17 protein-coding genes are annotated in these 24,481 nt (G+C 34.2%); 2 read left to right on the top strand and 15 right to left on the bottom strand.

Annotated elements, in window-relative coordinates; genetic code table 11:
* Positions 1-109: 109 nt before the first annotated feature.
* On the bottom strand, positions 110-2,011 hold the full coding sequence (locus BMX53_RS01560; protein WP_074744310.1) for a S9 family peptidase: 1,902 nt from the start codon (positions 2,009-2,011) through the stop codon (positions 110-112).
* A gap of 304 nt (positions 2,012-2,315) precedes the next feature.
* Here BMX53_RS01560 and BMX53_RS01565 point away from each other — a divergent pair, with 304 nt between their 5' ends.
* Positions 2,316-3,569, top strand: coding sequence for a dicarboxylate/amino acid:cation symporter (locus BMX53_RS01565; RefSeq protein ID WP_038985010.1), 1,254 nt, complete (start codon positions 2,316-2,318; stop codon positions 3,567-3,569).
* Between the two features lie 19 nt (positions 3,570-3,588).
* A complete protein-coding gene (locus tag BMX53_RS01570; protein ID WP_038985011.1) occupies positions 3,589-4,293 on the top strand; it encodes a DedA family protein in 705 nt (234 codons plus the stop codon).
* Between the two features lie 120 nt (positions 4,294-4,413).
* On the opposite strand, the gene BMX53_RS01575 is transcribed toward BMX53_RS01570, so the two are convergent.
* The 14 genes from BMX53_RS01575 to BMX53_RS01640 form a co-directional block, all read right to left on the bottom strand.
* Positions 4,414-4,752, bottom strand: coding sequence for a 2Fe-2S iron-sulfur cluster-binding family protein (locus BMX53_RS01575; protein WP_038985012.1), 339 nt, complete (start codon positions 4,750-4,752; stop codon positions 4,414-4,416).
* 1 nt (position 4,753) lies between these two features.
* The gene (locus BMX53_RS01580) at positions 4,754-5,806 is read right to left on the bottom strand and encodes an NAD(P)/FAD-dependent oxidoreductase (RefSeq protein ID WP_038985014.1); all 1,053 of its coding nucleotides are present in this window, start codon (positions 5,804-5,806) and stop codon (positions 4,754-4,756) included.
* 119 nt (positions 5,807-5,925) lie between these two features.
* Positions 5,926-6,165, bottom strand: coding sequence for a NifU family protein (locus tag BMX53_RS01585; protein WP_038985016.1), 240 nt, complete (start codon positions 6,163-6,165; stop codon positions 5,926-5,928).
* Between the two features lie 23 nt (positions 6,166-6,188).
* The gene (locus BMX53_RS01590; protein WP_038985017.1) at positions 6,189-7,319 is read right to left on the bottom strand and encodes an Mrp/NBP35 family ATP-binding protein; all 1,131 of its coding nucleotides are present in this window, start codon (positions 7,317-7,319) and stop codon (positions 6,189-6,191) included.
* Positions 7,320-7,436: 117 nt separating this feature from the next.
* Positions 7,437-8,732, bottom strand: coding sequence for a TolC family protein (locus tag BMX53_RS01595; protein ID WP_074744312.1), 1,296 nt, complete (start codon positions 8,730-8,732; stop codon positions 7,437-7,439).
* Entirely contained in the window at positions 8,725-11,154 is a 2,430-nt protein-coding gene (locus tag BMX53_RS01600) for an ABC transporter permease (RefSeq protein WP_074744314.1), read from the bottom strand. Before BMX53_RS01600 ends, BMX53_RS01595 begins: the two co-directional genes overlap by 8 nt.
* Positions 11,155-11,176: 22 nt before the next feature.
* A complete protein-coding gene (locus BMX53_RS01605) occupies positions 11,177-11,998 on the bottom strand; it encodes a GIN domain-containing protein (protein WP_074744316.1) in 822 nt (273 codons plus the stop codon).
* Positions 11,999-12,026: 28 nt separating this feature from the next.
* Positions 12,027-14,480 carry an ABC transporter permease gene (locus BMX53_RS01610; RefSeq protein ID WP_074744318.1) on the bottom strand — a complete coding sequence of 818 codons (2,454 nt, stop codon included), beginning with the start codon at positions 14,478-14,480 and terminating at the stop codon, positions 12,027-12,029.
* 1 nt (position 14,481) lies between these two features.
* The gene (locus tag BMX53_RS01615; protein ID WP_074744320.1) at positions 14,482-16,923 is read right to left on the bottom strand and encodes an ABC transporter permease; all 2,442 of its coding nucleotides are present in this window, start codon (positions 16,921-16,923) and stop codon (positions 14,482-14,484) included.
* A gap of 2 nt (positions 16,924-16,925) precedes the next feature.
* Positions 16,926-19,376 carry an ABC transporter permease gene (locus BMX53_RS01620; protein ID WP_074744322.1) on the bottom strand — a complete coding sequence of 817 codons (2,451 nt, stop codon included), beginning with the start codon at positions 19,374-19,376 and terminating at the stop codon, positions 16,926-16,928.
* Between the two features lie 2 nt (positions 19,377-19,378).
* Positions 19,379-21,757 (bottom strand): ABC transporter permease, encoded by a 2,379-nt coding sequence (locus BMX53_RS01625; RefSeq protein WP_074744325.1) that lies wholly within the window; start codon positions 21,755-21,757, stop codon positions 19,379-19,381.
* A 4-nt stretch (positions 21,758-21,761) separates the two neighbouring features.
* Positions 21,762-22,517 carry a GIN domain-containing protein gene (locus BMX53_RS01630; RefSeq protein ID WP_074744326.1) on the bottom strand — a complete coding sequence of 252 codons (756 nt, stop codon included), beginning with the start codon at positions 22,515-22,517 and terminating at the stop codon, positions 21,762-21,764.
* A 12-nt stretch (positions 22,518-22,529) separates the two neighbouring features.
* On the bottom strand, positions 22,530-23,213 hold the full coding sequence (locus BMX53_RS01635) for an ABC transporter ATP-binding protein (RefSeq protein WP_205627536.1): 684 nt from the start codon (positions 23,211-23,213) through the stop codon (positions 22,530-22,532).
* A gap of 23 nt (positions 23,214-23,236) precedes the next feature.
* Entirely contained in the window at positions 23,237-24,478 is a 1,242-nt protein-coding gene (locus BMX53_RS01640) for an efflux RND transporter periplasmic adaptor subunit (protein ID WP_167357234.1), read from the bottom strand.
* Positions 24,479-24,481 lie beyond the last annotated feature (3 nt).

Below are 24,481 nucleotides of genomic sequence, written 5' to 3' on the forward strand. Positions count from 1 at the left end.
TACATTCAATAAATAGATACAGCAATAAATCTATCTAGAACTAAACACCATAAAAAAACAGTGCATCCTATCTCAAGAATGCACTGTCTACATATATATTATTTAAATACTATAAAGTCTCTTTCAACCAACGGAAGAATTCACCTTGCCATACTTGAGCATTTTGTGGTCTTACTACCCAGTGGTTTTCGTCTGGTAAGTATAAGAATCTACTTTTGATACCTCTTAACTGAGCAGCTTGGAAAGCTTCTTGCCCTTGTCCGATTGGCACACGGTAGTCTTTACCTCCTTGGATTACTAAGATTGGAGTATTCCATTTATCAACGTTGTTGATTGGGTTAAAGTTTTTGATAGCGTTTTGAGCATCTTTATTGTCTTTTTCCCAGTATGCTCCTCCTGTATCAAAGTTAGGGAAGAACACCTCTTCTGTAGTACCATACATACTCACTAAGTCAAATACTCCACAGTGAGAAATGAATGATTTGAAACGGTTCTCGTGGATACCTGCTAAGTAGAATACTGAATATCCTCCGTAGCTAGCTCCTACTGCTCCTAATCTTTCTTTGTCTACATACTTCTCTTTAGCTACGTCATCGATAGCAGCTAAATAATCTTGCATTGGTTTACCTGCCCAATCTTTAGAGATTGCTTCGTTCCACTCTACACCATGACCTGGCATACCTCTACGGTTAGGAGCTACTACGATATATCCTTCTGCTGCCATTAATTGGAAATTCCAACGGAAAGAATAAAATTGAGATAATGCTGACTGTGGTCCTCCTTGAGCATAAAGTAATGTTGGATACTTTTTGTTAGGATCAAAATTAGGTGGATATACTACCCAAGTAACCATATCTTTACCATCTACTGTCTTCACAATTCTCTTTTCACTCTTACTTAAAGCAAGTTTAGAGTAAACATCATTGTTTACTTTAGTGATTTGGTTCCATGTCTTCTTAGACATATTGTAAGCATATACTTCTGAAGCATGGTTAAAATCTGTACGAGTTACGATAGCTGTATCACCAGTAACATCAACAATACTATTCACGTCAAAGTTACCATCAGTGATCTGTCTAACAGTAATAGCAATACGAGTTCTTCCTGGGAAGTTAACTTCGAATAACTGTACAGTACCACCTACTGCAGCGATAAAGTAAATCTTCTTACCATCTTTACTCCATCTGTAACTATCTACAGTACCATCCCATCCAGCAGTAAGATTCATCTTAATACCGTGGTAATCTACGATGATATCATTCTTATCAGCCTCATACCCGTCACGTTTCATTTGTAACCAAGTAAGGTGTCCTTCTGGAGAATAAGTAGGGTGTGTATCGTAACCTTTATTTTCTTCTGTTAAGTTCTTAGTTTGTTTAGAAGCTAAGTCGTATAAGTATAAATCCGTATTGGTACTTGTCGCGTACTCTGTACCGAACTTCTTCTTAGAAACGTAAACAATACCTTTACCGTCAGGAGTCCAGATATAATCTTCGTCTCCTCCGAAAGGTTTCTGTGGAGCATCATAAGGTTCGTTACCCATGATGTCTACTTTTGACTCTTTATTATCTGTGTTAGCAAAGAATACGTGGTTATGCGTTCCATCATTCCAAGTATCCCAGTGTCTGTAATCTAATCCGTCATATACATAAGCATCAGATTTCTCCATAGTAGGATAAATATCTTTACCTAGTACTTTATTAATCTTAACTGCTTCGTGTGATAAGATAGTTTTTCCATCAGGAGAAATATTTTTATCACTTAATAAGTGTTTATATTCCTTAATCTCTACTGGATTACCACCAGTTACAGGAATCTGATAAGTCTTAGAGTCAAACTTATCTTCAGCCATATTAGCATGGCTAACTTTAAAGATTAGGTTCTTACCATCTTTAGTAACTCCAATAGGACTTACTCTTCCTAATTTCCACAGAAGCTCTTTAGTCATTACTTCTTGTGAAAAAGCAGATAAACTCGCTAAGCTTAAAGCAAATAAGAATATTTTTTTCATTGTTAGAGTTTTATAAAAGCGTAAAAATAGGCTTTTCTTTTGATTTCGTCCGAAAGATAAGTAATTCTATTATTATGAAGGCCTTTTATTACATAAAGAACATTTTTATCCAACATCTTCTACATATATTATTTAGGTATAATAAGTCAGTAGCCAAATATTCATAAATATTATCAAAAAAAGGCTATAAAAGCACGGATTCAATCAATTATTCATACTAACTAACTCTAAGTGCGTTATTTTTTCATTAAGAACTCCATTATTGAAAAAAAAATAGGTATTTTCACGCACAAATTATTTTAATATGAAAAACAACAAACTATTCATCGCTATTATTATTGCGCTAGTAATAGGTGTAGTAGCAGGAAGTATTGTTCATTATAACTTCCATGATTATGCTGAATCTTTTTCAAGTAACATTAAATTATTAGGTACTATATTCATCCGTCTTGTGCAGATGATCATTGCTCCTTTAGTATTCTGTACACTTGTGGTAGGTATCGCTAAGATGGGAGATATGAGTATGGTAGGACGTGTTGGAGCTAAAGCAATGGGTTGGTTCCTTTCAGCTTCATTAGTTTCTCTTACGATTGGTTTACTATTAGTAAACTGGTTTAAACCAGGTGTTGGAACAGGTCTAAATGATTCTAAAGATATTTCGGCTGATTCCGCAAGTGACTTACTTACTAAGACTAATTCACTTTCATTAGAGACCTTTATCGAGCACATGATTCCTAAGAGTATATTCGAAGCTTTTGCTCATAATGAAGTACTACAAATCGTTGTTTTCTCAGTATTCTTTGGTATTGCCCTATCAACACTAGGAAAAAAAGGAAAATCTATTATCAAATTATTTGATAGAATCTCTGAGGTAGTTTTAAAAATGGTAACATATATCATGTGGACTGCTCCACTAGGTGTACTAGGTGCTATCGCAGGTGCTGTTGCTAAATACGGATTAAGTATTTTCCTTACTTATGCTAAATATTTAGTTGCATTCGCTTCAGGTTTAGCATTATTATGGGTAGTACTAATCTTCGTTGGTTATTTAATTATCGGAAAAGACGTATGGAGATTATTAAAAGCTATAAAAGAACCTCTATTAATTGCATTTTCGACAACAAGTAGTGAGGCAGTTTTCCCAAAACTTGTAGAACAGTTAAAAGCGTATGGTTGTTCTCCTAAAATCGTTTCATTTACCTTACCTTTGGGTTACTCGTTTAATCTTGACGGAAGTATGATGTATTTGACATTTGCATCTATCTTCATTGCTCAGATTTACGATGTTCACATGAGTATAGCAGATCAGATATTGATGTTACTAGTACTTATGGTAACGAGTAAAGGAGTAGCTGGTGTACCACGTGCTTCGCTAATCGTTATTGTAGCTACTTGTGCGATGTTTAATATTCCACCAGAAGGTATTGCATTCATCTTGCCTATTGATCACTTCTGTGATATGGGAAGAAGTATGACTAACGTGTTAGGTAACGCTTTATCAACTGCTGCAATTGACAAATTTGAAACAAAACATGAACAACCTAGCCAAATAAGTTAGGTTACAGAAATAAAACATAATGGACGAATTTACAATTTCACAACTTATTAACCCTGAATTCTATATAAATCTACAGATTGCAGGACACTCTATTGGTATATATGTAGTTTTATTTATTGTATTTGCTGAAACAGGTTTATTTGCAGGTTTCTTTTTACCAGGAGACAGCTTGTTATTCCTTTCAGGTATCTACAGTACAGCATTAATGGAAGAAGTACTTCCTATCGAAAGTGATTTTCTTAATGTTGCATTACTAGCCACGTTAGTAGCCTTATCTGGTATATTGGGTAATAGTTTTGGTTATTGGTTTGGTAAGAAGAGTGGTAATTACCTCTACAACGTCAAGGACAACTTTATCTATAAGAAGAAGTATTTATACGAATCAAAAGTATTCTTTGAAAGACATGGAGGAAGAGCTATTATCTTCGCTCGTTTCTTACCAGTAGTGAGAACATTTGCTCCTATTATTGCAGGTATTGTACACATGGATATTAAGAAATTTATGTTGTACAATGTGATTAGTTCATTCTTATGGGCAACTACTTTAATCTTCGCTGGACACTACTTACAAGTATGGTTATTGAATGATTATGGTATTGACTTAAAACACTATATTGAGTACATCATTCTATTCTTAGTTTTAGTTACTACATTACCAGTAATTTTAAAACTAGTTAAAAGTAAAGGTGGAAAAAAAGAAGTTGACAATGTAGATCAAGCTTAATCTACATTTTAATATACAGAAGGCTGTTTCATTGAGACAGCCTTTTTTTATACACTATACCTAACAAAAAAGGGCTGTATCGATGTGATACAGCCCTTTTCTTATAATAAAGGATATTTGTTATGATTCTGGTGCTAATTCCACTACTAATCCTTCCATTGAAGGCTCTATGTGTAACTGGCATCCTAGACGACTATTATCTTTCACATTAAATGCTTCAGACAACATAGCCTCTTCATCTGGATTCATTTCTGGCAATTCTACCTCATCACCATTTATTACATAGCACTGACAAGAAGCACACATAGCCATACCTCCACAGATACCTATAGTACCTTCAGGAGCTAATTCGTAAGCACGTACTACTTCCATTACATTCATTTGCATATCAGTAGGAGCGTCAACTTCATGAGAAACTCCGTCTCTATCTATAATAGTAATTTTGATATCTTCTGCCATTTTAGTCAATTGATTTTACTACTGCTTTTTCAGCTTCTTTACGTGTTCCATCGAATCCGTTAATTCCTGAAACAGTAGTATATTTTAATACAAATTTCTTACCTGGGTTAAGCATGTTATAAACACTCTGACACATTAAAGTAGCCTCGTGGAATCCACACAAGATTAATTTAAGTTTACCTGGATAAGTATTCACGTCCCCGATTGCATAAATACCAGGAATATTAGTTTGATAGTCTAATGCATTATTTACTTTAATAGCATTCTTCTCTATCTCTAATCCCCAATCAGCAATAGGTCCTAATTTAGGAGTTAATCCAAATAGTGGAATGAAGTAATCACAAGCTATTTCTCGTTTCTCACCTTCGATGTCCACCACTACAGACTCTAATTTATCAGATCCTTTTAATTCAACTATCTCACCAGGAGTTAGCATATTAATCTTACCTTGATTTTTTAAAGCTTGTACTTTTTCTACTGAATCTAGAGCTCCTCTGAACTCATTACGTCTGTGAACTAAATGCACTTCTGCAGCAACATCAGCTAAGAAAATACTCCAGTCTAAAGCAGAGTCACCACCACCAGCGATAACAATCTTTTTCCCAGCAAACATTTCTGGTTTCTTAACGAAGTATTCAACTCCTTTATCCTCATAAAATGCAAGATTCTCTAACTCTGGTTTACGCGGTTCGAATGAACCTAATCCACCAGCTATAGCTACTGCCTTACCATGATGTTTTGTCCCCTTATTAGTTGTAACTATAAAAGTACCATCTTCAAGTTTTTCCACAGTCTCAGCTACTTCATTTAATGTAAAACCAGGTTGGAACTGTTTGATTTGTTCCATTAGGTTGTCTATTAACTCTGCAGCTCCTACACTTGGATATCCAGGGATATCAAAAATAGGTTTCTTAGGGTATAACTCTGTTAGCTGACCTCCTGGTTGAGGAAGTCCGTCTATTAGATGACATTTTAGTTTTAATAATCCTGCTTCGAATACAGCGAACAGACCAGTAGGGCCCGCTCCAATAATTATTATATCGGTCTCAATCATGATGTAGTTTAATTTAGTGCAAAGCTATACTTTGCGATTTTTATTAAAAATGATAAAAGTCAATAATATGTAATAAGTACCATGATTGCACTTAATTACACATTACTGACTATGTATTTTTATCCCACATTAACTACAGTTTCGATCTCTGGAGCATACTTTTTAATAGTAGTCTCAACTCCAGCACTTAGCGTCATTTGATTAACGCTACAAGCAGTACAAGCTCCTTCTAAACGAACTTTTACGTGCTTATCATCTACAATCTCGATAAGAGTAATATCTCCTCCATCTGATTGTAAGAATGGGCGAATCTCATCTAACGCCTTTTCTACATTCTGTTGTATAGTTTGTGATGCCATATATTTTCCTATAAATTATAATCTTAGTTTTTCTTAACAGAAGAACATCCTGCCATTGTTGTAATTTTAATAGCCTCAGTTGCTGGCAATGATTCATTACGCAATACAACTTGCTCTACCACATTTCTACTTAAGTCTTCAAACACTTTAGCGATGATAGTATCGTTTTGTAACGCAGCTGGACGACCATAGTCACCTGCTTCACGAATACTCTGTACGATAGGCACTTCTCCTAAGAAAGGTACATTAAGGTCTGCAGCTAAATTTCTAGCTCCATTCTCTCCAAAAATGTAATATTTATTATTTGGTAATTCTTCTGGTGTGAAGTATGCCATATTCTCAACAATACCTAATACTGGCACATTGATACTCTCTGACATAAACATAGATACTCCTTTCTTAGCGTCAGCTAAAGCTACAGCTTGTGGAGTAGATACTACTACTGCACCTGTAATCGGTAAAGACTGCATAATAGAAAGGTGAATATCTCCTGTACCAGGAGGTAAGTCTAATAATAAGAAATCTAGTTCTCCCCAGTCTGCATCAAAGATCATTTGATTTAATGCTTTGGCAGCCATAGGTCCTCTCCAGATAATTGCTTGGTCTCCTTTAGTAAAGAATCCAATAGAAAGAATTTCTACTCCATAAGAAGAAACTGGCTTCATTTTAGAACGTCCATCTACTTCTACAGAGATAGGTTTAGCACTCTCTACGTCAAACATAATTGGCATAGAAGGTCCATAGATATCAGCGTCTAAAACACCTACTTTGAACCCCATATTAGCTAAACTAGCAGCTAAGTTAGCTGTAACAGTAGATTTACCTACTCCTCCTTTTCCTGAAGAAACAGCTACGATATTTTTAATACCAGGGATAGCTTTTCCTTTAATCTCAGGTTTTTCTGGAGCTTCTACTTTTATATTTACTTTTACTTTTGCTTTGTCATATACTTGATCGTGAATTACTTTCATCACGTCAACTTCTGCTCTTTTCTTAATGTGTAAAGCTGGAGTGTTTAACACTAAATCTACCACTACTTCATCTCCGAACGTCATTACATTACTGACTGCTCCACTCTCTACCATGTTTTTTCCTTCTCCAGCTAGAGTAATAGTCTCTAATGCCTTAAGGATTTCTTTTCTATCTAATTTCATTATATGCGATTAGTTTTCAACAATTTAATATAAATTCTGACTATCGCAAATATAGTAGTAAAATTTGAAATTTTAAAGTTAATATATTCTAAATACAAATACCCTGATAACCAATATCTATAGTGAATTTGTATTATATAATCTCATTTTATCCCCCATGAAAGAGCGGTTATAAGCGTTCTTTATTAGAGCAAATTGTGAATTCAATAATTGATTTTTTGCAGCGTTAAAAGAGAAGATATCTACCTTCCCATTTTCGTATTTTGCTTGTGTTGTACTGAAGGATTTCTCTGACAATTCAATACTTCTATGCAGTTGTTTAGCAATATTATCTAGCTGTACAATCTCTTGTTCTAGCTCCTTTACTTGATTAGATAAGTTTACTTCACTTTCCTTTATTTTCAAGGTATTCAACCGTATTTCCTCATTCTTTACACGTAACTGTCTACGTACATTTCCTCCTTGAAAAACAGGTATACTCAACCCAAAACTAACATACTGACTCTTATTATCTCCCATTTGCTTAGAGAAGGGGTTACTGCGTACTTCTACATCACTATTAAACGGTTTTGAGAAGAAAGATCCATACTGATAATTCCCTACTAATCGAGGTAAGTTTTTCGACTTTATCAGCTTTCTATCTTGCTCTAAAAGTCGTTGCTTCACACGGTTTCGTTCCACTGTAGGATTAAACTCATAAGCTGTCAATTGTGCAATAGATTCCTCCTTTTGTACCAGACTTAAGTCAGTAGCTTCAACAGTATCCACATTCAACAGATGAAGTAACTTTAACTTCTGATTGTACAGACTATTCTCAGTCTGCTGTATACTAATCGTTTCACTGTGATAAATATACTCTATATCATAGAAGTCACTTTTAGGTTTAGCACCAGCCTCAACCTCTTTCTGTACACGGTCAAGATTTGCCATACTATTTACTAATTGCTGCTTCTGAATTTCCAACAAAGACTGAGAGCCGATAATTTCGTAAAACAGCTCTAGAATAGACATCTGATATTGAAACAACACTTCAGCTTCATCTAATCGCGCATAATCAACATTCAGCAAATCTCTTTTATGTTGAATAAAATTACCATAATCAAAAAGTGTTATTCCTGCGTCTAAAGATGCTCTAGTAGATTGAATATTTGAACTAACGCGACTGTTTGTAGTAGGATCAATAGCAGAACCGAAGTTATAACTCTGACCTCCATTAAACGTTACATCTGGCAAATAGTAAGATGCTACACTCTGTTTTTGACGTTCAGCAACTTGCGTTTGTAAAGCAGACACCATTAGTCTTAAACTATTTTCTTTCCCTTTATCCACACAATCGTCCAACGTCCATTTCTCTTGCGAAAAACAAACTGTACTAAGCAATACACCCAATAATAAACACCAACTCTTACTCATACTTAATATATTTTAAAACATCAATACGTGTAGCTTTCCAAGCTTTAAACACTACGAGAACTAATGAAAACAAAGTCAACAAACTTCCTGCTAATAAAAATGCTAACCAACTTAATTCTATGTGGTATGCAAAACCAGCTAACCATACTTTCATTAAATAAACAACAGGGTATACGGATATGGCAAACCCTAACATACAATACACAAAATACGTTCTAGTTAGCCCATAAATCAATACTCTTGTATCTGCACCTAACACCTTGCGTATCGCGATTTCTTTTAATCTATTCTGAATACTAAATGCTACTACGGCAATCAACCCAAATAAGGCGATAAAGACGGAAACAATCGTTAATATCGTTAATAATGTACGCTGATTCAACGTCTCCCTATAGCTATTCTCAAAGTCTTTATTAGCAAAATTGTACTTAATAGGATAAGTGCTATCAACTCGTTTTTTCCAGAACTGTTCTATTCTTTCTAATGTTCCTTGAACATCTGTAGGATCAATCTTCACAGATACTGTTCTCAACAAATTGTGCAACCAACTTGCTCCATCTGTCGTAAAATAAGTACAAGGCAATACTTCTGTAGAAAAACCAAGGTTCTTCATATCCTTTACAACTCCTATAATTTTGAAATATCGATTGTTCCAATTAACCTCTTTTCCAACAATACTCTCTTTAAAATTAAATGTTCTAGCATAAGACTCATTAACTAATACACTACCCGTTCCTTCACTATTTATACGAGAGTCAAAAAAACGTCCTTCTTTAATTTCAATATCAAATACATCTTTAAAACCTGTATCAATAATAAGATTTTCACTCCTAATAGAAACATCTCCGATATGGTTGCTAGAACTACTATTAAAGCCAGGCCCAAACAATAAAGAGTGTTCAGATACAGCTATAACTCCTTTTACTTTCTTAAAGTCATTAACTACTTTCTTAAAAAGTACATCTCTATTTTCTACATTATCAATAGCGAAGTCTATATTAATGACTTGTTCTCCTTTAAAACCTAAGTCTTGATCCAACATATAGTTGATCTGTTGATTTACAACTATAGTCACTGTTAGAAAAAAGAAAGCTATAAAGAACTGAATTACTAACAGAGTATTTCGAATAACCACACCCGATCTACTTCTCATAAAGTTTCCTTTCAGCACTTTCAGAGTATCAAAAGAAGAAATAAATAACGCTGGTAAGATTCCAGAAGCCAATATTAAGATCAACAGAATCAAGAGTAATAAGGGCAGAGTTAACAATAGATCAAAATAAATACTCCTATTAACTAACACATTAAAATAAGGCAATACTAACTCAACTAATACCATTGCTAAGATCATACTAATCCCAACCGTTATAGCTGATTCAAAAATGTACTGACATACTAACTGACTTCTCGTACTTCCTAATGTTTTACGTATTCCTACTTCCTTAGCTCTATTAAACCCATTTACTAAAGACAGATTAACTGTATTAAGAATAGACAATATCAATAATAAAACCGCAGCTCCAACTAACATATAAAGTACCTTAGATGCTGTAGGGCCAGCACCCAAAACTGTTGAATCAGGATTTAAATGAGCACCATCTAAAACAAAAAACAGCAGTTCTGAACTACTTATATTTTCTTTTACATATTGCTCTTTACTTACTCCCTCCTCTTTAGCTGCTCGTATAATTAATGGATCATACATTTCTCTTATGATCTTGCTCTGCACATCTTTTAATACAACGCCTGACTTAAATTTAATCAGTAAAGTATAATTAGCATCAGACCAATTGCTATCTACATTCTCAGCTATCATTTGTTCTGCCTCTAAAGAAGCAATTCCTTTAGGAGCAAAAGAAGAGTTCCCTTGTATTTGATAGACGAATCGAACGTAGTACGTTTTTCCACTGCTTAAAGTAATTCCTTTTCCTATTGGGTTAACTTCTTTGCCAAACAATCGTTCAGATTGTCCCAACTCCAAAGCAATAGCATCTTCCCAATTCTCCTCATAATCTTCAGCTTTTCCATAAATAGCTTTATATGGAAAAAATCTAAAAAAAGAAGCTTGAGTTGCCTTTATATCATATAGAAATTCCTTTTTATTATCAATCTCTACACTCGCTTGTTTCCAATCATTGTTATAACTAAAATTATATTCTTCAATTATGTCATTTAATTTATCTAACTGTTTCGCAAATGGAGCAGATACCCAAGGCATAGGTGTTCCATTATAATCGCGATAGACTTCATAAATTCTATTTTTATATGGATTCCATTGATCATAGCTTTTCTCATACTTCCAGTAAAGAATAGCCAATAGCATAGCTGTTATCCCTACAGATAATCCGAATATATTTAAAAGAGAAAAGAATTTATTCTTTCCAAAATTCGCTAAGTATAACTTAAACCAATTACCGATCATTGGAATCCAATATTATTTTTTATTAATCTACTTTACTTACTTTTCCAGATGATGATGTATTAGAACTAATAATTTTAGCTCCACCTGTATACGTAACTTTACCTGAAGAACTAGCTCTTCCAGATACCTCATCAGTCACATTAAACAACATAGAACCAGATGAACTAGCCTTACCATCTAAAGTCTTAACTGTAAAATCACTTCCTTTTATACTTCCACTACTTGATGCAGACGCATCAGCTGTAGTAGCACTACCTGACACATTAATTCTTGCTGAACTACTTACTCCTAATGAAGCGCTCTTTGCTTTTAGAGAAGCCTCTACTTTAGCAGAAGAACTTGCACTTAAAGAAGCATTATTCATAACTTCAAACTTTCCATCGATACTAGCAGAAGAACTTGCCTCCAAAGAAAGGTTATCTGCTTGTACTAATTCCCCATTATATCTAGCAGAACTACTTACCTTAACATCAAAAGACTTCGCTTTTGCCTTGTTTAAAAGGTTAAACTTAGAAGATGACGATAGTGCAACCCCCTCTAGTGTTGGGTTACTAACAGTCACTTTTACTTTACCGAAATCATTAGAATTAAAGCCCCAGTTTTTTTTCTTTTCTTGATCAATATAAATTCTCAACTGACCTCCAGACACTTCTGTCTTCACATCTTTCATATGCTCAGACTTCTCTACTTCTACTACTACACTCTTAGTTCCTCCATAAGTAAAGTTTACTTCTATACTTTGAGAAGATTTAATTGTACTAAAGTCACTCACTTGACGAGTCTCTTTTGATTGTGCGAACACACTTCCTCCTACTAATAGGAAGAACATTACTAATTTTTTCATATTTAATGTTTTAGTTTTTATGGTTAATCTATTCGTATTTAATATACTTCAACACATTAATCTTAGTTGCAGACCACGCTTTTATAAACACTACTACTCCTGTTAATATCACTATACCAATAAAGCAAACTACAAAAGGCAAGGCACTAATTTCTATTCTAAAAGCATAGTCATTAAGCCATTTATTCAAGAAGTAATAACTTGGAAATACAGCAAAAACAAATCCTGTCACACACATTATGAAATACTGTATTGATAGCTGTTTTAAAAGGCTTCCTGCACTAGCCCCCAATACTTTTCTGATAGCCACTTCACGCAATCTATTGTTGATATTAAATGAAGCTAGGCTATACAAACCAAAAAGAGCAACAAACACAACCACAGCATTCAGTGTCATAAATACATCTCTCTCTTTCTTCACCCCTTCAAAAGTTTCTGCAAAACGCTTATCTGCAAACTCATAACTAAAAGACGTATCTGATAAATCTCGTCTCTCCCATATCTTAGCTATCTTAGTCATGACATTGTCTACTTCATTGCTTTTGACTTTGATTGATAATTGTCTCATATTATTTCCTACCCAAGGAATCGTCTTTAGATGAAAATAAATTAAAGGAGCATAATCTGCCTTTAACCCATAAAGATTAAAGTCCTTTACAACACCTATGACAGTTAGTTTCTCTCCATTCCATTCTATTACTTTACCAACAGGATTAGGTTCTTTCATCTCATAAGCTGTACGCTCACTAATCATAATATTAGATATAGTATCTGTCGCATAGTCTGGAGATAATACTCTCCCTTCTTTCATTTTAATATCGAACACATCTAGATAGTTAAAATCCATCCCCACATTAATTCCCTGTATCTTATTCCTATTGTAAGTAAAACCTGTTGAACTACCATTATTACTCGCTATCATAATAGAAGCTCCTGATACCTCTTCAACTCCATCAATATTTAAAATCTCCTCTTTTAAAGAATAATATGTTTTCACCTTCTCTGTATATGGAATTTTCACAAAATAAGATACTAAGATTACTTGATCTCCTTTAAAACCAAGGTCTTTGTTCAACATATAATTCACTTGCTGATACACAATATAACTTCCAATCATAAAGAAACAGGCAACTGTAAACTGCACCGTTAGCATTACGTTCTTAAGCGTCTTTCCTTTTTTACTCTTATTTACCTCTCCCTTTAGTACTTCTAATGTTTTAAAACTTGAAGTAAAAAGGGCTGGTATAGTACCTACAAGCAATACAATAAGAACCATAAAAAGCAGTAACCAAGGCAGTATAAAAGTGAACTCTATCTCCATTCTTGAATTTAAAAACACCTTTAACCAAGGTATTACAAACTCTATAATAACTAATGCTACTATACATGCCAACATTGACGTTACTAATGCTTCAAATAATCCTTGTAATATCAGATTACCTCTTGTTGCTCCAAGTGTTTTTCTAATTCCTATTTCACGAGTACGACTAATAGCCTGTGCAGTACTTAGATTGATATAATTAAATACTGATAAGATCAAGATCAAAAGAGATAATCCTATCATAATATACAGCCTTCCTACATTTGCTCCACCTTCAGGAGTCCCATTTAACCATATATCTTTTTGCATCCTCTGATCCGCTAAGACATGTAATTTAAAAGTCCTCTCCTCGCTATTCATAAACTCTTCTACAGTCCCTCCTTCTTCCTTCTTCACATATTCTTCTAAACTCATTCCAGCATCTTTAGCTAAATCTGTATATACATTTCTAACTAAGATATCTTTTATCTTCTTCTCTACACTTGTTATAGAGTTAGAACTATCTAATTTTAACCAAATTGTGGAATTATAATTCCCCCAATCATCAAAAAACTGACGCTCCATCCTATCCATCGTATTCACTAATACATTTGCCATCACAGAGTTTCGTTCATTTCCCAGTTTATAAACAGCACTAACTACATGAGGTTTTTGTTGATAAACGACAGTCTGACCTATAGGCTCTTTATCCCCGAATAAGAACTTAGCATATTCATTAGTTACCACTATAGTATTCGGTCCACTAAATGGTTTTTTCTTATCTCCTTTTACAATCTCAAAAGGGAAGAACTCAAAGAAATTAGAGTTAACTTCTACTATTCCTTCTATCTCTTTTTTCTCCCCATTAACAAAAAGAATATCTTCTTCATAATAATTATCCATGTATGTATAATCAATGACATGAGAGGACTCCTCTTTTAGTTTTGCACCGAAGGGATAGGGCAATTTCATCCAGCTCGTATCGGCATTCATCTTAGATTCTACTGTGAACATAATATCCTTATTAGGATTGTCCTGATCATAAGACGCCTCCTCTCTATAATGTACAAAAGACAGAATAACTGACGCAAATCCAATACCTAAACTAAGCAGTGTAAGAATAAAATACACTTTACTCTTCAGCACATTAAACCAATATATTTTCAACCAGTTCTTTATCATACTATTCGTATTTAATGTACTTCAACACATTAATCTTAGTAGCTTTATAAGCCCTTGAAAATACTATTAACAAAGTCAAAACAACTATAATCAGAAAGCAAATAATAAAAGGTAACACCCCTATCTCTATCCTAAACGCATAATCACTAAGCCACTTGTTTAGTAAGTAATAACTCGGAAATACAGCCAATCCAAAACCTAGCAAGCAATAAATAATATACTGCGCTGTCAACTGCTTGATTAGACTTTCTGCACTTGCCCCTAAAACTTTGCGTATAGCTACTTCTTTTAATCTAGAATTTATCGAAAACGAAGCCAAACTAAACAATCCAAACAAAGCGATAAACACCACTAGCCCATTTAATACCATAAATACATTGCGTTCTTGGATTGTCTTGTCAAAACTCTTTGCAAAACGCTTATCTACGAATTCATAAGTAAATGGTAGGTCAGAGATATCGTGTTTTTTCCACACTTGTTCTATCGCATCCATTGTCTCCTTTGCATTCTCTGCATTTATCTTAATCGACATCTCACTCATATTACTCCCCCATCCCTCTTCTAAATCTAAAGACAGGAATATCATTGGACGGTAATCCTCATTTAACCCAAATAGATTAAAATCTTTTACCACCCCTACTATCGTTACTTTATTCTCATTCCAATCAAAGCTTTTACCTATAGGATCTTTAAGTCCCATCATCGAAATAGCTTTCTCATTTAGCAATACATTATTAATACTATCTGAAGCGAATTCTCTAGATAAAGCTCTTCCCTCTTTTAACTTAATATCAAACAAATCGAAGAAGTCATAATCCATTGCTGCCACACCTGCTTGTATTTGATTACCTTGATAAGAATATCCTACAGAAGCATAGCTTTTACCTCCCATAGCTAATGACCAAGCACTCGCTCCTTCGACACCATTTATCTTAAGAATATCTTCTTTTAATCGTTGATAGATTGGCAAAGTATTCTTTCTTAGATCTTTTTTAAGATTATAAGACACTCCCACTATCTGATCTGCCTTATACCCCAGATCTTTATTCAACATATAGTTTACCTGTTGATTAACAATAAGAGAACCTATAATAAAGAAACATGCCACTACAAACTGAACAGTCAATAATGTATTCTTAAACCATATCCCCTTCTTACTTCGTTTTACCGTTCCTTTTAATACTTCTATCGTTCTAAAACTTGAGATATACAATGCCGGTATCGTACCTACTAAGAATACCACCATCACTAAGAACAGTAACACTTGAGGTATATACTCTAAAATATTAAACAAGAGTTTCGCTTTAAAGAATACCCTAAGACTAGGAAGTGAATATTCTACTATGACAAAAGAAATTATAATAGATATCAAAACTGTAAGCCCTGACTCAAAGTAATTCTGCATCATCATTCCTCCTCTACTAGCTCCTAATGTCTTGCGCATCCCCACCTCTTTACCTCGATTCATTACCTGTACAGTAGTTATATTGATATAATTAAATACAGACAATAACATGATCATAACAGATAGGCCTAAGGCAATATAAATTCTATTGACATTTGCAATTCCTTCAGGTGTGGCATTCTTATAAGCCTCCTTCATTAATCGTTGTGTACTTAAACTATGTAAGTAAAACGTCAAATCTTCATACCCATTCTCTTTTTTAAATTCTGCTGCAGATATACCTCTACTTTTAGCCACAGGAGCAATTACTTTCTCGTTATAGATATCTAATAATTGTTTCTCAACAATTCCTTTTGATTCAGGAGTTTTTAATTTTAACCAAAGTGCAGAACTATAATTCCCCCAACCATTACTAGCAATAGCTTCTTTTACTCGTTCATCTAAATTATTAAACACCATATTAGGATCCATAGAGCTTAGCGTCTCTGCCCCCTTATAAATCCCTTTTACAGTAAATACTTTTCCCCATAATTCAATTGTTTGACCTATAGGATCTTTATCATTAAACAAGTACTCCACATAAGTATCTTTAATAAGTACCTGATCTGGTCCATCAAAAGGCTTTTGTTTATTTCCATTTAATATTTCAAAGGGAAATATTTTAAAGAAGTCTGATTGACTATAACAAGCTCTTTCGAAGCTTTTATATTTCCCATTTACAGATAACATCCCTCCTTGATAATATCCGTCTGAATAAGCATAGTCCTCTACCTCATCAGAGATATCCATTAAAGCCGCCCCATAAGGATAAGACAATGTAGCCCAGCTATCATTATCTGCTACAGAAAACTTAGTCTCTATCGAAAAAACACGATCACTATAAGGATGCCACTTATCGTAAGACTTCTCTTCTGCATAATACAAATACGAGATAATCACAGCAGATAGGCCTATCGCTAACCCTAATACATTCAACAAGAAATAAAACTTATTTCTCTTTGCATTGTACCAATATATTTTCAACCAGTTCTTTAACATATCTATTCGTATTTGATATACTTCAACACATCTATTTTTGTCGCTCTATATGCTCTACTCAATACTATTGATAAGGTCAATACCACTATCAACAACAAACTATACACATATACATCCCATCCTATATCTATGCGATAAGCATAGTTAGTCAACCATTTATTTAAAAAGTAATAACTCGGAAACACAGCAATACCAAAGCCTATCAAACAATAAACAAAATACTGTATTGACAACAGCTTCAACAATCCAAAAGTATTTGCTCCCAATACCTTGCGGATAGCTACTTCTTTTAACTTCGTTCCTATTGTGAAAGACGATACTGCAAACAATCCAAATAGAGCAATGAATACAACTACAATACTTAGAATATTAAATATCCTCTTCTCCATCTGTACCTTATTAAAGGTCTCTGCGAATTGCTTATCTACAAATTTGTATTTAAACACATCTCTTTCTTCTATATTATATTTCTTCCACAGCTTTTCGATATCTACAATAGTCTTGCTAAAATATTCTGGGGAAACCTTTATGTATATAACAGAATACATTCCATAGCTATGCTTAGTCTCAGGCATATAAGAATATACAAATGGCAATATTTTCTCTTCAAGTCCCTCAACATTAAAGTCTTTAATTATTCCTACTATTGTTTTCTTCTTGCCGAGAAGTTCTATTGGAGTATCAAGAGGTTTAGCTAAATTCATTGTACGAACAAAAGTCTCATTCACCAGTACATTATCTAAACTATCTGAAGATAATTTAGCAGATAGCATCCTCCCTTCTTTTAATTTAATCTCTAATACATCAAAGAAATTATAGTCTATCATAGCATTATTAATCATCACATTCTCAATTCCATTATTATGATAAGTACCAAATACACCTCCTCGATTACCTACGAAACTTACATTACTAGTAGATACTAACTCTACTCCTGCTATTTTCTCTAGTTCTGATTTAAAGCTTGCATACTTAATAGCACGCTTTCCTGTATACTTACTACTACTTAGAAACTCTATATTAATAACTTGATCTCCTTTAAAACCAAGACTTTTATTGAGCATATAGTTTACTTGTTCATTTACGATGATAGAACCAATAATAAAGAAACAAGCTATTGTAAATTGAAGAACTAAAAATCCATTACTAAGCCATTTACCTCCTTTAGTCCCTATTATATTTCCTTTTAATAGTTTGACAGTCTCAAATCTTGAAACAAGAAAAGCAGGGATACTACCACACATCAGAATCATTAAAGCAGCAATAACGATAAGAACAGCTAAATCATTTATAAACGAAAATGTGATATTCGTCTCTAAATACGCATTAATATAAGGTAGAATGAGTTCAATAATACAAATAGCTAATACCAGAGAAATAATAACTACAATAGCAGTTTCAAAAATATTCTGTTGATAAAAATTTTTCTTACCTGCACCAACTACTCTTCTCATTCCTATTTCTTTTCCTCTACTCACTACTTGCGTTAATGATAGATTGACATAATTAAAAATAGAAAGCAAGAGTATCGTAATAGATAAAAAAATACTAATATTTATCATTTGTACATTGGCACTACCCACTGGGAACAACCTTTTATTCGGTAGCATACGAGAATCTGCAAGTTTATTTAATACAATATCTCCCGTATAGTATTTAAAAGGCTCTTCTTCTTTATATTGTTCTAATGTTAGACCATCTTTCTCTGCATTAGGAATAGCAACGTATTTATCCCTAAGTTCCTCTATAGCTTTTTTAATTTTATCAGGATGTTTAGTCTTCACACATAGAATTAATCCAAAACTCCCCCAGTCATCACTATCACTAGGCTTTATAGATAAATTATTCATAACTGCATTAGGAGCAAAAGAACTGCGTAGATCCCCTATTTTATATACACCTGAAATAACAAATTTGGTATTACCCTTTTCATCATATTCAGGATCAATAGCTTCTATTATCTTACCTATTGGGTTTACTCCTTCCCCGAACAATGCTTCAGATATTTTAATATCTATGGCTACATCATTAGGATTAACCAATGCTTTTTCAGCATTGCCATACACAAACTCAAATGGAAAAAATTCAAAGTAGTTATCTTGTACAGCGTAAATCTCTTTTACAGCATCTACTTTTTTCTCATTATAAATAAAATCTAAAGAACCATTATATCCATAGTACATATAATCATCTAGTTCTTTATAATTATCCTTTAAATATCTTCCCATAGGGCGAAACTGATCAGTCATCGAAAAGTTCGGAGCAACAGTCTCAACTATATACACCTCATCCTTATTCGGATTCCATTGATCATAGCTAGACTCTTCTAAGTAATATAATGATGCCAACACAACTGATGCAATACCTATAGCCAATCCTACTACAGTCAACAAGAAGTACATCTTGTGTTTCATCGCATTGTACCAATATATTTTCAGCCAGTTCTTAAGCATTTTTATTCGTATTTGATATAATTAATAATATTGATTTGTACTGCCTTATACATCTTGTTTACTAATACTGTAAATACCAATCCTGTCAAAACGACAAAAGACAACACAAAGGGAAACACAGTTATACCCGTGTGATCTATAAACTTCTCTAACCACTTATTCATCAACCAATAGATCGGATAGATAACTACCAAATAAGCCAATATAGTAGTCACAATAAATGGTCTAATCAGATTGACGAACAACTCTTTATTACTTGCTCCTAATACCTTTCTGATAACAATTTCTTTAAGGCGCTGTTCTACCGCAAAAGACATCACTGCATATAACCCAAACAAGGCGATTAATACTACAGCTCCGTTCCACAACATAAACATATTGCGTTGCGATAAAGTCTTCTGATAGGTCTGAGCAAATTGTTGTTTTGCTCCTATTACCTCAAATGGATATTCGTAATCCACATTTACTATCCAGAAAGCCTGTAATCTCTCCAATGTTTCTTCCTTTACCTTTGGATCTATCTGCACAGATAGAGACTCTATACCGTATGGCAAAAACTCTACATCTCTCCAGTGAAACAAAAGCATTGGCTTAACACTCTCTTCAAAACCATCTCTATTAAAATCGTCTAAAACTCCCTTAATAATAAATGTACTCCCATCATAAGCGATAACCTCTCCTACTATATCTTCAACATTTTTACCTAGTTGATCTACAAACTTTTTATTGACATATATCGTAGGTAAGTCAGCATCTATATCGTCTTTAGATGCAAGGATATTGAACCCCATCATAGAGATATAAGATTCATCTACACCATCCATAATAAAGTCAGTAATCTTCTGCTGCTTATAATATGCTGTGTGATTTGTATTTATACTATTTCCTTTAAAGGAGATAGTCGATAGACCTACACGCTCTATACCTTTTATTTGCTCTATCTGTTCTACTATCTTCGGTGTTCTATACAGCTTACGTCTAATCTGCTGAGTATATAATTTGACTTGATATACATTCTCCCCTTTAAACCCAAGTTCCTTATTCTGCATATAATCTACCTGGTTATATACTAGCCAACCCGCGATCAAAAAGAAGAAAGCAATCACTAACTGCACCCCTACAAAAGCCATCCTCCACTTAGATATCTTAGTGCTAAGTTGCACCTGTCCTCCTTTTGTATTTTGTCTAGAGATAACACTAGCAAAAAGAGCTGGCAGTAATCCACCCACACAGATAATACACCCTACAACTAATAGAATAACAGTACTCATTGCTCCCCACGAGAATACAAGTCTCTGGTGTAAGAAGCTATTGTAAATCGGCAAACTCAATTCTACTAAAACCAAGGCAATACTCAATGCTATCAATACGTTTAGCACTGTCTCAAATAGAAGCTGTAGAACCAATTGCACTCTAGAAGCACCTATTATACGTCTCAGTGTAAACTCCTTCGCTCTACTCAATACGTTAGCCTGGTTAAGACTGATATAATTCACCACAGTTAACAGGAATATCAAGAACGAACACCCTGTAATCAGTCCTATAGTATCTTTCTTCGTATTCCCTTCTAATAAAGAAGTTTGCTTAGACTCAAAGCGCGCTTCTGCTAAAGGCACTAATCTAGAGATTACCTCATCTCCTTTGTCTTCAAAGAACTTATTGCGCTTTTTCTTTGTGTAATAAACCTCCTCTAACTGTCTTAAGACATCTAACTGAAGTGTTCCTTTATTCTTTTTAAATACTAAGCCTCCTACGTTTTCTTGCCATAGCTCACTACTATCTTCCGTATCATACTCTATATTAGCCAGTACTACATCTGGCATAATCGTAGCGCGCTTATCTAGTTCGTATACCCCGCTAATCACATATCTCTGGTGAGCTAGTGATAGTGTATCACCTACTGGATTCTTATCTCCAAAAAAACGAGTAGCCAAAGAAGAAGATATCGCAATCGAATAATCATTTACGAAAAGCTTCTCTTTATCTCCATACTTAAAATCAAAAGCAAAGAATTGAAAGAACGTTTCCTGTGTATTCAGTATCTTATTTACGATTCCTTGTGTTGTCTTACTTTCACCATAGAAGTCTAAATATTCTAAGGCGTAGTAGCAATATTCATCTGCTAGCTTATTCTCCACTAAGTAAGGGCCAACTCCTGCAGGAATAAATATAGAATTGGCCTGTTTACCCATCTCTAGGTTTAACTCATACATCTCATCTACCTCTGGTATCCATCTGTTATAGCTATACTCACTCTTATAGTAAGTCACTGCTAAGATCACAGAAGCCATACCTATAGCCAACCCTATGATGTTCCACAAAAAGAACAACTTAGAGCTACTGATATTTTTGATATATATTTTAAACCAATTCTTTAGCATACTACTAATTACCTGACTTTACAGAACCCATTGAGTCTGTGTATTTCTTTAATTCTTTCGGTGTGTTATAGTACACCACTTTACCCATTGAATCTGCATAAGCATTTAAACTCTCTGTCGGATATACCTCTGCTTTACCCATAGAGTCAACCTCTGCTTTTACATTCTTTGCTTTTAATCCTTTCCCTGCAAATGATCCTGCGCTATCTACATTGACCACTAAAGATTCTACATCTCCTGTCACCTCTACTCTACCTGCAGAGTCAACATTAGCCTTCATCGTCTTCGCTGTTACGTTACCTACATATTTAGATGCTGAGTCCACATTGATATTTATCGCTGTCACAGAGAAATTAGCATTTACAGATCCTCTACCATCAACATTAATCTTAGCTACCTCACCTGTCACTCGCCCTGTCACAACTATTTTTCCCATTGCACTTGCGTAGTAATTTAGTATTCCTTTTTGAGATACATTCACTGTGATTTTTCCTAAATTTCTTATACCTCTATTCAGTGATTTTAAGTCAACTATCAACTTACTCCCAGATTGTCTGATTTGTACAAATTCAGCAATACCATCTTTCTCTGTAGTAATCTCCACTGTATTAGAGTCCTTACTAGCATCTATATTTACGATAAGTTGTGCAGACGCCTCTATACTCTGTACATTACCAGAGATAAATACTGATTGCTTGTCTTGTGCATGTAAGATAAAAGACAATAATGCAGCCACTAATGTTATTAAAAAGCGTATCATAATTTTGTGTTTTTATTCTGCAAAAACATCCACGATTTTAGTATTTATCTTCTCTGATAAGATCATACCATCCTTCATTAATATCGTGCGTTCTGAGTACGATGCATCGTGATTCGAGTGAGTCACCATAATAATCGTAGCTCCTTGTTGATGCAGTTCTGTTAATAATTCCATTACTTCATTTCCATTCTTACTATCTAAGTTACCAGTAGGCTCATCGGCTAAGATAATCTTAGGATTAGTCACTAACGCACGCCCTACAGCTACACGTTGTTGTTGCCCTCCTGATAGTTGTTGTGGATAATGTTTCAGTCTGTGTACGATATTTAATCGTTCTGCGATTTCCATCACACGCTTTTTGCGTTCGCTACTTGGCACTTTGTTATAGATAAGAGGCAATTCTATATTATCATATACTGACAACTCATCTATAAGATTAAAGTTCTGGAAGATAAATCCGATATTTTCTTTTCTAATTTGTGCACGTTGACTCTCCGTTAGCCCTACCATCTCTTTCTCTAATAATAGGTAACTACCACTACTAGCATTATCTAGCAGTCCGATGATATTAAGTAATGTGGACTTTCCACATCCTGAAGGCCCCATCACTGAAATAAACTCTCCTTTCTTCACATTTAACGAAACTTGATTTAAAGCCGTTGTCTCTATTTCCTCTGTCTGAAACACACGAGACATTTGATTGATTGCTATTACCATAATTATTCCTCTATGTTTAAATGTTCTACTCTTAAATAATCTTTATAACTCGACACGATCACCTGTTCTCCTACTTCTAATCCTGAGATAATCTCATAGTAAGCTGGGTTCTCACGTCCTATTTCTACATTTCTTCTTACTGCTTTATTATTCTTCACTACATACACCCATTCTCCTTTAGTATCTTGGTAGAAGTTTCCTTTAGGCAGTAGTAATGCTTTCTCTTTACCTGATAAGAACAACTTCACACCGTATGTAGTTCCTTCTTGTAGTTTTAACTCTTCCTCTGTATCAAAGGCTAAGTGCACTTCAAATCTTCCACTCTTTACCTCTGGCAAAACTTTGATTACTTCTACATTCACTATTTTTCCTTTCATATCGATCTGTCCTCTTTGCTTTAGTAAGATCTTATCTAGATAAAACTCATCTACCTGAGCGACTAACTTATATCCCTCCATCACATCTAGCTTACCGATACTCTCTCCAGCATTATACGTCTTACCTAATATTGCCTCAAAAGAAGACAATCGGCCAGACACAGGAGCTTTAAGTAAGAAGTTTTGCTTGTTCTCTCTCAGTTGTTCAAGGCTTCTGTTGATTACAGCTAGCGACTGATCTATTTGTTTCACTTGTAAAGCATTGCTCTGTTTTTCCTTTTGGATACTCTCTTCCATCAATGCTTTTCTCTTTTTTTGATAAGCTAAAGCCTCTTTCGTCTTGTTCCAATCACTCTCTGATAATATCTCTTGATCGTGTAACTTCTTATTTAGATCGTATTGTAACTCTGCATTCTTATAGTCGTATTCTATACTAATCAAATCCTTCGTTAAATTTAGTTCTTGATTGCGAATATTCATCTTATTCACGTTCAAATTATTCATTTGTTCTATCAAAGAAGCTTCTTGTGACATAAAGCTAAACTCAGTACTCGGATTATAAAGTCTTACTAGCGGTTGCCCTTTCTCTACTATACTACCATTCTCTACTAATCGCTCTAATACCGCTCCTCCTTCTGTAATATTTACTAATAGAGAATGCAGTGGCTCTACCTGAGACTGAAATGAAATATACTCTTCAAAATAGTTCTCTTCAACAGCTCTAATTCTAATCTCTTTCTTCGAAACATTTAAAGCAATATTCTGAAAAAAGGTAAAATAACTAATGAAGCCCAAAGCGATAATACCTACTGATATGAGTATTATCTTAACTTTTTTTCTATTTTTACGAGGTATAGTACGATCCATTAC

Source organism: Myroides marinus, assembly GCF_900109075.1.
Taxonomy (GTDB): Bacteria; Bacteroidota; Bacteroidia; order Flavobacteriales; family Flavobacteriaceae; genus Flavobacterium; species Flavobacterium marinum_A.

Coding starts and splice junctions, on each gene's coding strand:
- BMX53_RS01560 (WP_074744310.1), bottom strand. CDS start 2,011: ATGAAAAAAATATTCTTATTTGCTTTAAGCTTAGCGAGTTTATCTGCT.
- BMX53_RS01565 (WP_038985010.1), top strand. CDS start 2,316: ATGAAAAACAACAAACTATTCATCGCTATTATTATTGCGCTAGTAATA.
- BMX53_RS01570 (WP_038985011.1), top strand. CDS start 3,589: ATGGACGAATTTACAATTTCACAACTTATTAACCCTGAATTCTATATA.
- BMX53_RS01575 (WP_038985012.1), bottom strand. CDS start 4,752: ATGGCAGAAGATATCAAAATTACTATTATAGATAGAGACGGAGTTTCT.
- BMX53_RS01580 (WP_038985014.1), bottom strand. CDS start 5,806: ATGATTGAGACCGATATAATAATTATTGGAGCGGGCCCTACTGGTCTG.
- BMX53_RS01585 (WP_038985016.1), bottom strand. CDS start 6,165: ATGGCATCACAAACTATACAACAGAATGTAGAAAAGGCGTTAGATGAG.
- BMX53_RS01590 (WP_038985017.1), bottom strand. CDS start 7,319: ATGAAATTAGATAGAAAAGAAATCCTTAAGGCATTAGAGACTATTACT.
- BMX53_RS01595 (WP_074744312.1), bottom strand. CDS start 8,732: ATGAGTAAGAGTTGGTGTTTATTATTGGGTGTATTGCTTAGTACAGTT.
- BMX53_RS01600 (WP_074744314.1), bottom strand. CDS start 11,154: ATGATCGGTAATTGGTTTAAGTTATACTTAGCGAATTTTGGAAAGAAT.
- BMX53_RS01605 (WP_074744316.1), bottom strand. CDS start 11,998: ATGAAAAAATTAGTAATGTTCTTCCTATTAGTAGGAGGAAGTGTGTTC.
- BMX53_RS01610 (WP_074744318.1), bottom strand. CDS start 14,480: ATGATAAAGAACTGGTTGAAAATATATTGGTTTAATGTGCTGAAGAGT.
- BMX53_RS01615 (WP_074744320.1), bottom strand. CDS start 16,923: ATGTTAAAGAACTGGTTGAAAATATATTGGTACAATGCAAAGAGAAAT.
- BMX53_RS01620 (WP_074744322.1), bottom strand. CDS start 19,376: ATGCTTAAGAACTGGCTGAAAATATATTGGTACAATGCGATGAAACAC.
- BMX53_RS01625 (WP_074744325.1), bottom strand. CDS start 21,757: ATGCTAAAGAATTGGTTTAAAATATATATCAAAAATATCAGTAGCTCT.
- BMX53_RS01630 (WP_074744326.1), bottom strand. CDS start 22,517: ATGATACGCTTTTTAATAACATTAGTGGCTGCATTATTGTCTTTTATC.
- BMX53_RS01635 (WP_205627536.1), bottom strand. CDS start 23,213: ATGTCTCGTGTGTTTCAGACAGAGGAAATAGAGACAACGGCTTTAAAT.
- BMX53_RS01640 (WP_167357234.1), bottom strand. CDS start 24,478: ATGGATCGTACTATACCTCGTAAAAATAGAAAAAAAGTTAAGATAATA.